Below are 14,751 nucleotides of genomic sequence, written 5' to 3'. Positions count from 1 at the left end.
TTACCCTAAACAGGGAATACAATGATAAATGTAGTACCTTTCCCCTTTTTACTTTCTACTTTAATCGTACCCCCAACTTTATGGATAGCATTATAAACCATGACCATGCCAAGTCCCGTCCCTTGCTTTTTCGTTGAATAATAAGGTTTTCCTAATGACGAAATCTGTTCATCCGTCATACCAATTCCTGAGTCCTTTATTTTTAGAATGATGCTCCTCTTTTGCTCAGAGACTTCAATTTCCAGTTTACCGCCTTTTTCTTTCATAGCCTCTATACCATTTTTGTATAAATTAATGAAACATTGTTGTATCTGACTTTTATCGAAACTTTTATGCAGAGAATTTTGAAAACGAATTTTTATATCTACATTATGCATATTTGCATATGGCATCAGTATGTTTTTCGCATACTCTGTTTCTTCTTTTAAATTAGAATCTGCCATATTTTCATATTGAGGTTTGGAGAAAGTAAGAAAATCACTAACAATTTTTTCTGCACGTAATAATTCTTGTAACGAGTAATCAACATAACTTTTTTCTTTTGATGGAATCGAATCTGATTGACTTAATAATTGCAGAAAGCCGTGGGTTGCGGTAAGCGGATTTCGTATTTCATGAGCTACACTAGCAGATAATTCACTAATTATTTGGAAACGATCTGATTGCATAATCAATTTTTGCGCTCTCATATTGGCAATAAGTCGCTCTATCATACTAACCATAATAATCATCATAATTAAATGAGTTCCAGTTGCATTAATAGCTAGTATCCAAAATTCGTGATTTAATGGTGTTTGGAAGCTAAGTGTAAAAAGATAAAAAACCATCGTTAAGAAAGAAACCATTCCGGCAAATGGAATACGATACTTAGTATCAAAAGAAAGAAACTTTTTGCTGCATAACGAGGCAGCTATTAAAATTACCGTTGAAAAGAGAAATGACTGTATAATGCCATCTCCACCAATAAGAAATCGATATAAATTGAGTGCAAAATAAGGTATAAGCGCATTATTAAATCCCCAATAAAGTGCAATAATGATAAAAGAAATATATCGTAAATCGAAGATAAATCCGCTCTGTAAATGAATCGGTAATGACATACAACTAATCACTGAAATTGTAGCCATAATCGAAAAGATTAGATTAAAATGAGGATAATTTTTTGCATCGAAAAATATAAAATAACCTATAAATGGTATAAGTAAAAACATGAAATCTAATAGTAATGTTTCAAACAAAATCGTACGTCCTTCCAAAAAAAATTGATGCCTACTTTATTTTTACCATAGCTTTATCTCTAAAGATATGGTAAATCTGTAAATGGTACATTTGATTCAACTTTCAATATTATCTTTATTTTCAAACACATATCAATAATAGTATATATAACTGGATTATAGTACTACCTTTCTTATTCAAAACTGTCATAAATAAAACCAAACTAATTCTTTCATTATCATACTATTATTCAATCTAAAATTATTGCGAATTGTTATTATTTTGGTATTTTCCTGTTTTAACTTACAGAATTTATATTCCACCTGAAACACTTAAGTTTTCACCTGTAATACCCGTTGCTGCATTTGATGTTAAAAAATACACGCCATCTGCAACTTCTTCTGGTGTTATCAATCGTTTCATCGCTTGTTTTGGATAAATAATTTCGGCAAGTGCTTGCCCTTCATCAAGCCCTTTTTCCTCTAATTCTTTGATTTGTCTATCTAAAAGTGGAGTTTTTACCGGTCCGGGCAAAATAGCGTTTGCAGTAATATTATATTTCGCTCCTTCTAGTGCTGTCACTCTTGTAATGCCAATCACGCCATGTTTTGCTGCTACATAAGCTACTTTTTCCGGAGTTGCCTTATCCCCGTGAATGGATGATATATTGATAATTCGGCCATATTGCTGATCTTTCATGTATGGCATTGCATGTTTTGTCATAAGAAAAGTTCCTTTTAACATGACATCTATTAAAAGATCCCATTGTTCTGTTGGAAAATCCTCAATTTTTGCTCGATATTGGAGCCCTGCATTATTGACAATGACATCTACTTGCCCCTTTCTAGCAACATGTTGTATGGCTTGTTTCACTGAGATTTCATTCGTCACATCTAACTGGATAGCTTGTACTCTGCCTGGATATATTTCTTCTAAGTTCTTGACTTGGTCAAGGCACAGATCTGTTGCAAATACGAAATCATCTTGCTCTACAAATTTTTTCACTAACGCTTGTCCTATTCCTCCAGCTGCACCCGTTATAATCACATTTCTCATTTATTTCCCTCCATTTGTTTGAACTATATTTTTTAGTAGATTCCATGAATAAACCGTAACTTTCCATTCATATTTTCTATTTAATAAAATTAACATCTATAGATTACAAATGCCTGTATACCATTTCTGAAAACAATTAATTCTATTTAATTAGATGATTTTCTCTCGATTTTTAGAACATAGATCCTCTAAAATCTATTAATTTTTAATAGCTGATTTAGCGTAGCTTTCAGTTAAACGAATACCTCACATTGAAGTTTATCTAGCAGCAAGTAAAACATACTATTTGTATAAATAAAAAAACTGTAATATACAATCAGATCTTGTATACTACAGCTTTTTAACGATGAAAATTTTGTTCAATATTCACTGAATCTCCATTCAAGTACATCTTCCAGAGATTATTCTTTTCTCAAATACTATCAAAAAGGTTGCTATCTGTATCAATTTCATAAATGCTTTTCTAGTTAAACAATACGAATATTTTCTAAATAAATAACTCAATATTTCGAATAAAATTTCATTCACAGTACTTACTTATTATGCCGCTCCAGATGGCGCTTTCCGCGGGCGATCGTTGAGCCTCCTCGGTCAGTTCGCCCACGGAAAGCGGAGCTAATTCCACTTCATCCAACAGCGGATATATACTATAAAAATTTTCTTGTGGCACTAATTGATCAATCGTTTACATTTCTAATTATAATGGTAAATTACGTTTTCTAAAAATTAAAATACCTATTCCAGCGGTAAGTATACCAATAAAACATAGTATGATAGATGTTTGCACTATATCGGCACTTCCGCTTACGATTTCACTTGGTCTAAACAAAGAATAAATAGTTATATTTCTTAACCATTCTACCTTATCGCTTATCTTACCGATCATATCTAAGCTAAAGAAGCCAAACGCTATCACACCTGAGATTCCAAGTGCTTTCTTTTCATCATTTGACAAGCAAGATATTAAAAATGAAATCCCACCTACTGCAATGAAAAGGAATAACGTTGCGATATTAAGTTGAATAAATTTAATTGCATGAAATGAATTTTCTCCTTTCATAAATAGACCGTATCCCACAAAACCAGCAATGGTCGTAATTAGCATAATAATAAAAACACCTGTTAATAAAACGCTTGCTTGTGTAAAAGCAATCTTCCCTCTTGTAGTAGGAGTAGCTAATAAATACGCCATTGAACCTTGATCAACTAATTTCGCCATTAGCTGAGTAGGCAACATAACACAAAAGATTGTTAAGATAATTGTTAGGATTACTCCATAATATTCACCCGAAATATATGATTCAAAGCTTCCAAAGCCATTCTCAAATCCAAATGCCTTCATAACACCTTTTGGCATAACTTTCATAAAATCATTTAGAGATTTTGTATTTTCTGCGATACTAGGATAAACCCAAACCATTAGAAGCATATAAAAGGCTGATCCTATAGCATAATTCATCATTCCTTTTAGGTGAACTTTCATCATGTGCTTATAAAGTGAAAAATTCATTATAATCCCCCCGCATTATCATAATAATTCATGAAAATTTCCTCGAGGTTCTGAGTAAACACATCTATATTTCGCACATGATATTTGGCGGTTTCTGCCAAAAATTCATCAAAGTTTCCCTGTACAGCCACTCTCACCTTATTTTTTTCATAAAGTTCAACCTGCAAGTTCGATTTTGCAAAAGCTGCTGCATCAGAAGAATTTTGAAAGGTTACTTCAAAAAGCTTACGTTGCATGGATTGTAATTCATGAATATCTTTTACCGCAATTACTATTCCGTCCTTAATGATTGCGGCCCGATCACACGTTCTTTCAATTTCAGGCAAACTGTGTGATGATAATAAGATTGTCTTTCCTTTTGCTTTTTCTTCAAGAATTAATTCAATAAACACTCTTTGCATTAACGGGTCTAATCCGGATGTCGGTTCATCTAAGATAATGACTTCAGGATCATGCATTAAAGCAGCTACAATCCCTACCTTTTGTTTCATTCCTTTAGACATCTTACGTATTGGAGTATTTACATCAAATTGAAGGCGTTCAATTAATTTTTTGCGCTTTGATAGGTCTTTCAATCCTTGCATTTCACTCATAAAATCTAGAAAACCCTTACCAGTCATCCCTTCAAGAAACGCTATTTCTCCTGGCAAATAGCCAATAAATTTTTGAACTTCACCTTGGTTTTTCCATGTATCTAAATCATTAACCTTTATAAATCCAGTATCCGGTTTCATAAAACCCATAATATGACGAATTGTTGTCGACTTCCCAGCACCATTTGGCCCTAAAAATCCGAAAACCTCACCTTGCATTATCGAAAAAGATACATTGAATATTCCTTTTCCATTATTGAATTTTTTTGTAACATTATGAACTTCTAACACGCTAACACCTCCTGAATAATTATGAAATATCTGTTCCTTTACATTTCATAATCATATTAAACTTTGGCAATAATCGTGTCAATATAATTATGAAATATTAATATGTTATAATTTCATAAATAAGAAATTTCAATTTGAGGAGAAGGAAATGAACGGTTTTGAGAAAAGAGCTGCTTTAATAAAAGATAAAATTTTAAAAACGACTCTTGAAATGTTAAAAACATTGGAGCCTAGCAACTTACGTATTGCTGATATTGCTAAGACTGCCCAGGTTTCACAAGTGACTATTTATAATTATTTTGGTGGTAAAGAAGCGTTAATACATGAAGTAGTCAAAAATTACATTGATTCATCTATTTCTGATTTTCAGAAATACATGCAACAGGATGGGACAGTTAAGGAAAAGATCGAAAAAATGATTCTACAAGATAAGGAAGCTTATCATACCTTATCACCATTTCTAATTAACCAGTTACTCACCGAAGACAAAGAATTGGCTGAGTATGTTCAAAAGGAAACTAATGAAAAAATAATTCCCTCTATGATTAAACTGATAGAGGATGGGAAAGAAAATGGAGAAATTTCAGAAAAAGTTACAACGCAAGCTTTTTTAGTATTCATAAACTTTTGTTTAAAGCATTATCAAGAACTTGTGGAAATGGTTAATCAAGAAAACAATACAGATTTAATTGAAAGTATGCACCATATTTTCTTTTACGGCATATGTGGTAAAGAAGAGTAGATCATTGAAGGTTCTTGAGTTACTCTTCTTTCAAAAGAATCCATGATTACAGTAATTAATTATTCAAATGGGGGAGATTATGAAAATATTTCTATTAATTAGCCAAATCTTTTTTCTAATTTGTATAGTTTTCTGGTTTCCGATTTTCGGATTGTCGTTTATGAGTTTTGATGCGGGCTTCAACCTATATAACGTAACTTTTGTCTTAGCAATTGGACTCTATCCGATTGCGGTAATAGTTTGTTCCATTATTGCTTGGATCTTTCGATTACGTAAAAGACGCGTTGCTATCATCATCAATCTTATACCAATGTTGTGGATTCTGCTTATAGGTCTGCCAATACTGTATATTATTATTTTTCAATAAGAACTAGATTATAAGACTAGTTTTGTAGGAATACAATAAGTCACTTTTTAGTGGCTTTTCTTTTTTTCTAAATGAATTGTATGAGAATTTTATCGCTGAACGAAAGATTTCAGCCTACACAGATTATGATAAAACTCAAGTGAGCTATCCTTCTACTATTTTAATTATCTTTTTTTACTTCTTCGGATATTCCATCGCCTCCTCTTCATAATCCCTATTCTTTATTTCTAAATTTCCTCTTACAACACTATTATTCTGTTTTATTTTTAAACTTTCTGAAAATATAGATTGTTTTTTAGTTTCAATAAGTTTATTATATTTATAATACAAATAAGATTACTAAGGATTAATTGAGGAGGGATTTTTTAATGAAGAAATTTTTTACAGCAATTATTTTACTAGTTGTATTAGCTTCATTATCAGCTTGTGGTAAAGATGCCGAAAGTAGTGCTGAAAGTGGCAAAAAACTTAACAAATTAGAACAAATTCAAAAAGACGGTGTTATTAATATTGGTCTTGAAGGAACGTTCCCACCATTTAGCTACCATGATTCAAAAGGAAAATTAACGGGTTTCGAATATGAAATTGCAGATCAAATTGCCAAAGATTTAGGCGTGAAGCCCAACTATGTTGAAACAAAATGGGATTCACTAATAGCTGGTCTTGATACAGATAAATATGATTTTGTTGTAAATAACATCTCTATTACCGATGAACGTAAACAAAAATACGACTTCACCATTCCTTATATGGTTTCAAGTGCGGTATTAGCAGTTCGAAAAGACAATACAGAAATCAATTCACTTAAGGACTATAAAGGTAAAAAAAGTGCACAAACAGTTACTTCTAACTTTGCACAAGATGCAAAGAATCTAGGCGCTGAAATTGTTCCAAACGAAAATTTAACACAATCCCTTGACCTAGTAACTCAAAAACGCGCTGATGGTACAATCCATGATGAAGTAACTTTCCTTACTTATTTAAAAGAACATCCTGATGCAAATTTACGAGTCGTAGACGGTAAAGTAAGTTCTACAGATATTGCGCTTATCCTAAACAAAAATCAAGATGAATTCCGCGAAAAATTAAACGAAGTTATTCAAAAAAGACTTGATGATGGTACTTTCTCTAAAATCTCAGAAAAATACTTTAATAAAGATATCATGAACAAATAGTCTTCAGATTTAGAGATTGTTAATTCTTGCAACTCTATTTATTCACCATAGGAGGTCGTTTAATGGAACGTTCACTTGAAGTTGCAATGGAGGCATTATGGCCAGTATTAAAAGCGGGTCTAACGATCACTCTTCCTTTATCTCTTATTTCATTTGCTTTTGCCATAGTCATTGCAATCATTACAGCATTAGTTAAACTTTCACACTTCAAGCTGTTAAAGGCGATCTTCAGTATTTATGTATGGATATTCAGAGGTACACCATTACTTGTTCAGCTATTTATCGCATTTTATGGTCTACCTTATGCTGGAATTGAACTTGACCCTTGGACAGCAGCGATTATTACATTTGCCTTAAATACAGGAGCCTATTCTTCGGAATCAATTCGGGCATCAATTTTAGCAATTCCGAAAGGACAGTGGGAAGCCGCAGAATCTCTAGGTATGAGCTACGGTCAAGTATTACGTCGCGTAATTGCCCCACAAACTTTCCGTATTTCTCTACCCCCTATTACGAATGACTTTATCGATTTAGTAAAAGGAACTTCTCTTGCAGCAAGTATTACGATTGCAGAAATGACCATGATTGGACAACAAATTACGGCTGTTACATATGAACCCCTAGCTATATATTCATTGGTTGCGCTGATTTATCTTGCTTTCTGTTCAATATTAACTTACTTCCAAAGCCGTTTAGAAAAAGCCGCTTCCAAATACGTTTAAGGAGGGATTGTCCATATGGTTCAATTCAAAGATATTACGAAAAGATTTGGAGATCATATCGCCCTAAAAAATATTTCAATCCAGTTTCATGAAGGTGAAACTACTGTAATTCTTGGACCATCTGGTTCTGGAAAATCAACTTTACTTCGATGCATTAACTTGCTAGAATTACCAAATAGAGGGTTGCTTGCCATTCCTCCTACAATCATTTCATTTGATCAACCAATATCAAAGATTGAAAAGATGACCATTCGAAAAAATACAGCAATGGTGTTTCAAAGCTTTAACTTATTTCCTCACCGAACTGTTATCGAAAATGTTATTGAAGGTCCAGTAACTGTACTTAAGCAAGATAAGCAACAATCACTCGAAGACGCAAAGGAATTACTTTCAAAAGTAGGCATGTCACAGCGCGAAAATCATTATCCGTCTCAGCTTTCTGGCGGTCAGCAGCAGCGCGTGGCTATTGCTCGAGCACTCGCAATGAACCCGAAATTCTTATTGTTCGATGAGCCAACTAGTGCCCTAGATCCCGAACTTGAGGGTGAGGTTTTAAAGGTATTACAGAAGTTAGCTGAAGAAGGAAAATCGATGATTATTGTCACACATAACTTGAACTTTGCTCGTAAGGTTGCTGATAGGATTTTGTTCCTTGAAAACGGTGAGCTGTTATTTGACGGATCAACCGACCAATTTTTCAATAATACATCAAATGAACGTATTCAAACGTTCATTCAATCTATGGAATTTATTTAAAGGAGACGATCATATGTCAAAAGATAAAACTAATGTAGAAAGTTTCGATTTAGATCATACAAAAGTTGTTGCACCTTACGTTCGATTAGCAGGTGTAAAGGAAGGTCAAAACGGTGATGTTGTGCACAAATATGATATCCGCTTTAAACAACCAAACAAAGGTCATATGGAAATGCCTGCACTTCACTCACTTGAACATCTAATGGCAGATAATATCCGTAACCAGTCAGACAGAGTCATCGATCTATCACCTATGGGATGCCAAACTGGATTTTATTTATCATTCATCAACCATAATGATTATGAAGATGTTCTAAATATTCTAGAACTTACATTAAAAGATGTTCTTAATGCAAAAGCTGTACCAGCTTGTAACGAAGTACAATGTGGCTGGGCAGCAAGTCATAGCCTTGAAGGTGCTCAAGAATTAGCAAAAGAATTTTTAGCAAAACGCGATGAATGGCATCAAGTTTTTGGTGAATAATTTTTATTATACGAACTTGAATTCTTAAAAATAAAGATTTTATTTAATGCATAGGGCTATCTTAATCGTGAAATTCTTCACATTAAGATAGCCCTTTAATTATCTGGATTTCTCCGTTTCAGAAAAGTTTTAAGTTTTTTAATCGAATCCAAAATAAAAAATGCACACCACTAAAATAAATTAGTAATGTACATTCGTTTACTTCAAGCTACATTTTATTTTAGAGTAAGTTTAAATATTATTAAATGATTTCCAAAAATGTACGTGATCGTTTTTCTATTTCTTCTGATGATGAGGATATTTTCTTGAAGTCTTCGATTGTCACATTAATTTGTTCGTTTGTTTTCTCCACATTTTCAGATACCCGATTAATACTATCTGAAACATTTTCAATTTCTTTCACAATTCCTTCAATATTTTCTTTAACCTCGGTTATAGAATGTTCAACTCTAACAGAGAGTTTTCTCACTTCTTTTGCAACTACGTCAAAACCACGACCGTATTCGCCTGCTCTTGCTGCTTCAATTGCAGCATTTAATGCCAATAGATTGGTTTGAGAAGCAATTTCACGAATTGTTTTAACTATTCCTTTAACGGAATCAGCCTCATTATGTAAGCTTACTAAATTGTCTACATTTTCCTTAGAATCATCAGTTATTCGATTTATGGTATGAAGTAAATCTTTACTTCTTGTTATACCTGCTTCTGAGCTATTAAATAATTGTTCTGACATTTTCTTTAAATTATCTGCTACATCAATAATCATGTTTTGGCGTTCAGTTATATTTGAAGCAATTTTCAATACACCTATCACCTTTTTACTATTAGCTGCAAATATAGGCATATAGGTTACTTCTAACCACACAGAATTTCCAGATGAGTCCATTCTCTCCACTTTGTCTTGAAAACTTTTCCCTGAAAATAAATTCCTCCAAAATCTTTCATAATCTACGCTTTTCACATATGAAGTAAAACAAAATTCTTTATGACTTTTTCCATACATCTCTTCCACTCGATAACCTAAAGTCTTTGCAAAAAGCTCATTTACATATTCTACTTCCCGATTTAAGTTGAATTGGATCATCGCTACATTATTTTCAATGGAGCTTAGCAAAAGTTCTTTATTAATTTGACTATCTGCTATCAACACATTTATCACGTTCCTTAATTAGTCTAAGTTAACTGTATTTATGTTTTTTATGTACGAGCAATTCTCTCAATTAGTTCATTTATAACATTGTACGAGTATTTTACTTTTTTATCAAACATAAGTTGCAACACGTTAGGATATATTACCTATAAAATTTAAATGAAATTACATTATTTTATAACTTATAAATAATACTTCCATCAATTTTCTAGGATTATTAAACTTTGTACAACATATGTGTATTGTTATTTGAGGTTGAGATTCAATAAATAAACTAAATCCAAAGTCTCCTACTGCAAGGGGGCTTAATATTATGAGTAATTTCCTAACAGAATGAATTGTCTAATAAGGTTCATTTAGAATGCCACAAGCAACTGCTACAAGATCAGTATCACCTTATTATTGATTTTGACCAACTAAGGTTGAATTTCCCAGATAAGAAGAATCCGATTATTGACTTGATTAACTAATACTCCACAAATATTAAATGTCATAATTTCAAGAAAATAGAATACGGTAATTCACATTTTTATATATCATCTCATTTACAATATAATCCATATCTTATAAACTTAATGTATCCATACAGAATAATTTGATATTTACCATCATCGGAGGATTGATATCATGGTAGCACTAAAATCAAAAAGGGTTTTATGGTTAGTTTTCGGCTTACTAGTTTTATCTTCAAACTATATTTTATATCGTACTTCATTTGGTATTTCTAATTTGCCTGAAGATACAAATGGCGTTGTATTAGGTTCGCTTTTAGACTTTATTGTAATTGTTCCATTAACTTTTCTGCTGTATCAAAAAAAGTTTACATTAAAGAAAATGGTTCTTCTTGCTGCTTCAGGGTGTATCGCAGCCCGTTTCATCATACCAATGGAGCATTTGCAGCCATTTGTTGCTTTTACATGGATAGGTTTTGCCATTGAAGCTGCTCTATTTTCACTTGAACTTTCACTACTACTTTCACTTATGATTTACATGCCAAAAATTATTCGCACGACAAAAGAAAGCACATTTTCTACCGTCTTTGCGTTCCCACAATCAGTTGATCAACATGTAAAATCTCATAGGCTCGTTCATATCATATGTTCAGAAGCATTGATGTTTTATTACGCCTTCTTCAGTTGGCGAAAGAAACCTCAAGAAGGATTTACACTTTACAAAAATTCAAGTTATATCGCCTTTCAAATAATGATGGTTCATGCTATTGTTATTGAAACACTCGGAATTCATTGGTGGCTTCACGATAAATCAATTATTTTATCAATCGTATTGCTTATCTTCAACGTCTATTCCGTATTCTTCTTTATAGCTGACTTGCAAGCAATGCGATTAAATCCGGTGACATTCCAAAAAAATTCGTTACTCATTTCTACTGGTATTTTGAAACGTTCAGAAATCCCATATAATTTAGTAGAAGAAATTATTGTGGATAGCGACACTTTACAGAAGAAATCTTCAAAAGATACACTTGAATTTATTGTTCGTGATTTTGAAAAAGTTCATCCTAATGTGTTGTTAACACTTAAGCAACCAGTTGATGGAATCTTCTATCTAGGGATACGAAAAAAATACAATCGAGTTGCAATTCGAATTGATCAACCAACTGAATTCATAGCTGAGTTACGAAATCAAACAGCACAAAAAAATAAGTAGTTCATTTTGAGAAAAAATTAAAGCCTCTTTACATTAAAAAGTAAAGAGGCTTTTGAGTTACAATTTCAAGTATTAACGAACAGCTTTTAGTATTATCTCTCTATCATTTCTTCCAATTTCCGTTTTACTGCCGGCCAATCCTCGTTTGTCACGCTATACATAACAGTGTTTCTTATCGTTCCATCTTTACGCATCATGTGATTGCGAAGGACTCCTTCTTTTTGCGCACCAATTCGCTCAATTGCTTTTTGGGAACGCTTATTTTCATGATCTGTTTTAATTTGAACACGTCTCAATTTTAGAACTTCAAAGCAATATTGCAGTAATAAGTATTTACAATTTGTATTTACTGCTGTGCGCCAATAAGCTGGTGTAAGCCATGTGAAGCCGATTTCTAATCGACTATTTTTCTCATCAATATCCATAATTTTAGTTGAACCAATAATCGTTTTTGTTTTTGGATCCATGATCACAAATGGGAACTCTACTCCACTTTCTTTATTGGCCAGTGCATTCGCTACATATTTTTGCGTGTCTATTAAAGAATCAATTGTAATTGATAAATATCGCCAGATTTCTGGATAAGTAGCAGCTTCTAAAATCCCTTCAATATCACTTTTTTCCATCGGTTTTAACATAACCTGTTCATTATGTAATGTTGTAAATTCCATTTCAATTCACTCCTTTTCTCTAAACTATCTTATTTTTGGTATGTTTAACATAACCAAATCAACTACAAATGCCCATACCAGAAGTGAAGTATATCACTAGAATTCAGCTAGTAATTGACAACAAAAAAGAGCATATGCAAATTACATGCACATGCTCCTATGATCAATTCAAAATGAATTATCGAATTGTTTTTAATGCTGTTGACCATGCAATAACTTGATCTAACATTTGATTTACTGAGTCAGCTTGAACATCTTTTGGTTTGAAAACTGAACCGTTTTCGAAGTCAGTGAATAGTGATAATGCTGGATGTACGCGTACATCCGCTACTAATAATTCACCTAAAATACCACGTAAATGTTCTGCTGCACGAGCACCACCTACTGAACCGTATGAAACGATACCTGCTGCTTTGTTATTCCATTCTTCACGTAAGTAGTCTAATGCGTTTTTCAATGCACCTGTGATTGAGTGGTTATATTCTTGAGCGATAAATACAAAACCGTCACAAGCAGCAACTTTTTGTGACCAAGTAGCTGCACCTGATGCATCTAATCCAGGTTCGCCTAATAGTGGTAATTTGAATTCTGCGATATCAATAATTTCGTATTCTGCATCACCGCGTTTGTCTGCTAATTCTTTAACCCATTGACCTACTTGTGGACTTACTCTTCCTTCACGTGTTGAGCCTAAGATAATACCTATTTTAACCATTTTATCTCCTCCAGTTTGTTTTTCATCTATATTCTTACCAAATAAACTTTGTAAAAAACCCATTTTTAATATTTCACCTCCTTAAAAATATTCTTTTTCGAATTCCATCGTGCTTCGAACTGTATTAATTGGACGTACCAGTTTTTCAATTTTGTCACGCTTCTCCTCTAAAAACGGAGGTAATGATAAAATTTCGCCCATTGTTTCATAAGGCTCGTCACCCATAAATCCTGGACCGTCCGTTGCCCATTCAAATAAAATGCCTGGTGCAACAGGTACATACAAGGACTCAAAGAAGAAACGGTCTACGTAACCAGATGTGCCAAAACCGAAACTTTGCATACGATTAATCCATTCATACAATACCTTTGTATCTTCTACACGGAATGCAGCATGATGGACTGTTCCAAAACCTTGTCGTCCTTGAGGTAAAACTGTGTTATGTTCCACAATAACTTGTGCGCCATTTCCACCTTCACCTACTTCAAAAAGGTGCAATGAGCCATCCTTTGTAATTTCTTTAAAGAGCATGACTTTTTCTAATACTTCTTTGAAATAGTCAAACTGTGCAATACGTACATGAATTGGACCAAGTCCTGTTATTGCGAACTCTAATGGAACAGGGCCTTTCTGCCAAGGTTTACCTGCTTCAACACCTTTATTTAACTCATCTGAAATTAACATATATTGCTGATCATCAAAATCAACAAAAGATAACGTCTTCTTACCAAATTGTTCTTTTATCCCCAGATGCTTCACTTCATATCTATCAAATCGTTTTACCCAATATTCAAGTGCTATATCTGTTGGTACGCGGAATGCTGTTTTATAGATTTCATTTGTACCATGTGTTCCTTGTGGGATATTAGGAAAATCAAAGAACGTCATATCCGTACCGGCACTTCCTTTATCATCCGAAAAGAATAAATGATACGTTTGAATATCATCCTGGTTCACTGTTTTCTTTACTAAACGCATGCCCAATATAGTAGTGAAAAATTCATAGTTTTTTTCAGCACTACTAGTAATAGCTGTTACATGATGAATACCTTTTATATGGTTCATTTTTTTCCTCCTATTTTCCTTGTTTTGTTATCATTTACTCTTTTAAATAGAATAATTCAAGTTATCTCGATTTCGAGATATAATTTAAAAAAAATTAGATTTTCTCTGCCTGATATCCAATCTTCTTCATCAGCTCTATTATATTATCTAACTCATTTTCTTCTAGACACCCAAATATGCTCGCGACTTTTTCTTGATGCAGAGGAAAAATCTGATCCATAAGCTCATTGCCTTTTGATGTCAATGTTGCATAGATTACTCGTCGATCATTTGGGCAATCTCTACGTGAAACAAGTTGTTTTTTCTCTAATTTGTCAATCACATACGTAATGCTGCTACTTGCAATTAGTATTTTTTTACCAACTGTTTGAATCGGTTGATCTCCTTTATGATAAAGAAGTTCAAGTACTGCAAATTCAGTTGTGTTTAGATCGTATGAAGCTACATCTTTTCGAATAACTTCTTGAATCGCTTGGGAGGCACGAAATATGACTGTTAAAGCTTTTAATTCCTTATTTTCTAGTTCCATTCGTATCACCACTTTTATTATCTTAAATTCTAGTATCTT

General features: G+C 33.0%; 15 protein-coding genes. 6 read left to right on the top strand and 9 right to left on the bottom strand.

The genetic code is table 11. The annotated features are described in order from the left end of the window. Positions 1 to 5: 5 nt before the first annotated feature. From Q8X41_RS19975 to Q8X41_RS19960, 4 genes are all read right to left on the bottom strand, one after another. Positions 6 to 1,238, bottom strand: coding sequence for an ATP-binding protein (locus Q8X41_RS19975; protein WP_397538002.1), 1,233 nt, complete (start codon positions 1,236 to 1,238; stop codon positions 6 to 8). A 292-nt stretch (positions 1,239 to 1,530) separates the two neighbouring features. Continuing rightward, positions 1,531 to 2,274 carry a 3-hydroxybutyrate dehydrogenase gene (locus Q8X41_RS19970; RefSeq protein WP_397538001.1) on the bottom strand — a complete coding sequence of 248 codons (744 nt, stop codon included), beginning with the start codon at positions 2,272 to 2,274 and terminating at the stop codon, positions 1,531 to 1,533. Positions 2,275 to 2,971: 697 nt separating this feature from the next. Next, entirely contained in the window at positions 2,972 to 3,784 is an 813-nt protein-coding gene (locus Q8X41_RS19965; RefSeq protein ID WP_397537999.1) for an ABC transporter permease subunit, read from the bottom strand. Then, complete coding sequence (locus Q8X41_RS19960; RefSeq protein WP_397537997.1) at positions 3,784 to 4,668, bottom strand: ABC transporter ATP-binding protein; 885 nt, start codon at positions 4,666 to 4,668, stop codon at positions 3,784 to 3,786. The genes Q8X41_RS19965 and Q8X41_RS19960 overlap by 1 nt, the downstream gene beginning before the upstream one ends. Before the next feature lie 148 nt (positions 4,669 to 4,816). On the opposite strand from Q8X41_RS19960, the gene Q8X41_RS19955 reads away from it, so the two are divergent. From Q8X41_RS19955 to Q8X41_RS19935, 5 genes are all read left to right on the top strand, one after another. Next, on the top strand, positions 4,817 to 5,410 hold the full coding sequence (locus Q8X41_RS19955; RefSeq protein ID WP_397537995.1) for a TetR/AcrR family transcriptional regulator: 594 nt from the start codon (positions 4,817 to 4,819) through the stop codon (positions 5,408 to 5,410). A 735-nt stretch (positions 5,411 to 6,145) separates the two neighbouring features. Next, a complete protein-coding gene (locus tag Q8X41_RS19950; RefSeq protein ID WP_397537994.1) occupies positions 6,146 to 6,952 on the top strand; it encodes a transporter substrate-binding domain-containing protein in 807 nt (268 codons plus the stop codon). 62 nt (positions 6,953 to 7,014) lie between these two features. Beyond that, on the top strand, positions 7,015 to 7,674 hold the full coding sequence (locus Q8X41_RS19945) for an amino acid ABC transporter permease (RefSeq protein WP_397537992.1): 660 nt from the start codon (positions 7,015 to 7,017) through the stop codon (positions 7,672 to 7,674). Positions 7,675 to 7,689: 15 nt separating this feature from the next. Next, positions 7,690 to 8,430, top strand: coding sequence for an amino acid ABC transporter ATP-binding protein (locus Q8X41_RS19940; RefSeq protein WP_397537991.1), 741 nt, complete (start codon positions 7,690 to 7,692; stop codon positions 8,428 to 8,430). 13 nt (positions 8,431 to 8,443) lie between these two features. Then, positions 8,444 to 8,914, top strand: coding sequence for an S-ribosylhomocysteine lyase (locus tag Q8X41_RS19935; RefSeq protein ID WP_397537990.1), 471 nt, complete (start codon positions 8,444 to 8,446; stop codon positions 8,912 to 8,914). Between the two features lie 241 nt (positions 8,915 to 9,155). Here Q8X41_RS19935 and Q8X41_RS19930 read toward each other — a convergent pair whose 3' ends face one another. Then, entirely contained in the window at positions 9,156 to 10,064 is a 909-nt protein-coding gene (locus tag Q8X41_RS19930) for a methyl-accepting chemotaxis protein (RefSeq protein ID WP_397537988.1), read from the bottom strand. Between the two features lie 627 nt (positions 10,065 to 10,691). On the opposite strand from Q8X41_RS19930, the gene Q8X41_RS19925 reads away from it, so the two are divergent. Next, positions 10,692 to 11,732 (top strand): beta-carotene 15,15'-monooxygenase, encoded by a 1,041-nt coding sequence (locus Q8X41_RS19925; protein ID WP_397537986.1) that lies wholly within the window; start codon positions 10,692 to 10,694, stop codon positions 11,730 to 11,732. Between the two features lie 92 nt (positions 11,733 to 11,824). Here Q8X41_RS19925 and Q8X41_RS19920 read toward each other — a convergent pair whose 3' ends face one another. From Q8X41_RS19920 to Q8X41_RS19905, 4 genes are all read right to left on the bottom strand, one after another. After that, on the bottom strand, positions 11,825 to 12,403 hold the full coding sequence (locus Q8X41_RS19920) for a GNAT family N-acetyltransferase (protein ID WP_397537985.1): 579 nt from the start codon (positions 12,401 to 12,403) through the stop codon (positions 11,825 to 11,827). A 178-nt stretch (positions 12,404 to 12,581) separates the two neighbouring features. Then, positions 12,582 to 13,181 carry an NADPH-dependent FMN reductase gene (locus tag Q8X41_RS19915; protein WP_397537983.1) on the bottom strand — a complete coding sequence of 200 codons (600 nt, stop codon included), beginning with the start codon at positions 13,179 to 13,181 and terminating at the stop codon, positions 12,582 to 12,584. An 18-nt stretch (positions 13,182 to 13,199) separates the two neighbouring features. Next, a complete protein-coding gene (locus Q8X41_RS19910; RefSeq protein WP_397537982.1) occupies positions 13,200 to 14,183 on the bottom strand; it encodes a ring-cleaving dioxygenase in 984 nt (327 codons plus the stop codon). Positions 14,184 to 14,277: 94 nt separating this feature from the next. After that, positions 14,278 to 14,712, bottom strand: coding sequence for a MarR family winged helix-turn-helix transcriptional regulator (locus tag Q8X41_RS19905; RefSeq protein WP_397537980.1), 435 nt, complete (start codon positions 14,710 to 14,712; stop codon positions 14,278 to 14,280). Between the last annotated feature and the right edge of the window lie 39 nt (positions 14,713 to 14,751).

Origin of the sequence: Rummeliibacillus pycnus, assembly GCF_044359855.1 — a bacterium.
Lineage (GTDB): Bacteria > Bacillota > Bacilli > Bacillales_A > Planococcaceae > Rummeliibacillus > Rummeliibacillus pycnus_A.
Note: the sequence above shows the minus strand (reverse complement) of the source record. Positions and strands in the feature narration are given on the sequence as shown.